The following is a 1,483-nucleotide window of genomic DNA, read 5'->3' as shown; positions in this document are numbered from 1 at the left end:
TGAAACTCCCGCCGGGGTCGAGGGTAACGGTCCCGGCACCGCTCCCTTGAGGGTTGTAGCTCAGGGCGACCATCGGGGAGCCGTAGCTGTACTTGATCGTCGCCAGCGACCGCTCGTCACCGGCGCGTACCACGCCGGCCACGATGATCTCGCCGTCGGGACCTATGGCGATGCGCTCACCCTCGGCGCCGTCGCCGTGGCCGGCCGAGGTGCTCCAGAGGAGATTGCCGCCGGCATCGTATTTCAGCACCGTCAGGGCCTGCCCTCCGTAGGGAGAGAGTTCAGCGCTGCCGGTCACGTAGACCTGCTCGCGGCTGTCCAGCGCAAGGCCGAAGCCGCTGGTCCCTTTGCCGGCGGAGTAGGGCCTGTTCCACAGGACGTTGCCTTCGGCGTCGAACTTCATGAGGAACTGGGTCATGGGAGCGCTTATCGAGGCGCCGGTGACATAGATTTCCCCGCGGGAGTTGGCGACGATATCGCGCCCCAACTCGTAGCCGCCGTTGTCATAGGTCCTGAACCAGAGCTGGTTGCCGGAAACGTCGTACTTCAGGAGCACCAGATCGTAGCTGGGATCGACATAGGTATTCGCGTTGTGGCCGGTCAGGAAGACGTTACCGGCGCCGTCGACTGCCAGGTGGGGATCATCGAGCATCTTTGCCATCTGGAATTCCCTGGCCCACAGCTCGTTGCCGTCCCTGTCGTACTTGACCGTCTGGAGCCCGTAACCGTTGCCGGCCACGTAGACGTTTCCCTGGGCATCGGTCACCACGTCCTTGAGAACGGATCCCGCAGGCTCCCGGCGCCAGATCTCGTTTCCGTCGGTGTCGAATTTCAGCAGGAGGTACCTGGCCAAAGAACCGGTGCTCCCCGCGACGTAGAGGTTACCCTCGCTGTCTACGGTGACCGCATTGGCGCGATCGATGCTCTCCTGGTTCAACTGCTTGGTCCAGGCCACCTTGCCGTCCCGGTCGTACTTCACCACCCCCAGTTGGTAGGATGGCCCGAAGGATGGAGAGACGACATAGCTGTTCCCGTTGCCGTCCACCGCCACATCGAGGTCATTGCCCAGGAGCGTCGCAGGATTTATCCAGGCACCGCAGGGGGACATCAGCGTCCTCCAGGACTCCGAGTACGGCTGCGGGGTCACCACCAGGGAAAGGTCTTTGACTGCCTTGCCGCCGTAGGCATCGCTTACTTCGATGCTGAAATAGTAGCTCCCCGCCGAAGCGGCCGTCCCTGCGATCTCGCCGGTGGAGGCGTTCAGCGTCATCCCCGGCGGCAGGGCCCCGGACGCCACCCTCCATTGGTAGGGAGCAGACCCGCCTTTCGCCGCCAGGGTTCCGGCGTAGGGTACGTTGGGCGAAGGGTTGGGAAGGTAGCTGGAGGTGATGGAGAGAGCGGGATACTCCACGGTATCGCTTCCTGCCGGCGATGAGAAGCGGAGCGTTTCCGTCGATGAGGTAGCGGTCCAGGTGGCGGTGAA

1 protein-coding gene is annotated in these 1,483 nt (G+C 63.6%); it reads right to left on the bottom strand.

Annotated elements, in window-relative coordinates; genetic code table 11:
* Positions 1–1,411, bottom strand: a 1,411-nt coding sequence (locus AC11W3_RS17495) for an SBBP repeat-containing protein (protein ID WP_484093450.1), incomplete at its 3' end; no start/stop codon positions are given.
* Between the last annotated feature and the right edge of the window lie 72 nt (positions 1,412–1,483).

It is taken from the genome of Geomonas sp., assembly GCF_056994735.1.
Note: the sequence above shows the minus strand (reverse complement) of the source record. Positions and strands in the feature narration are given on the sequence as shown.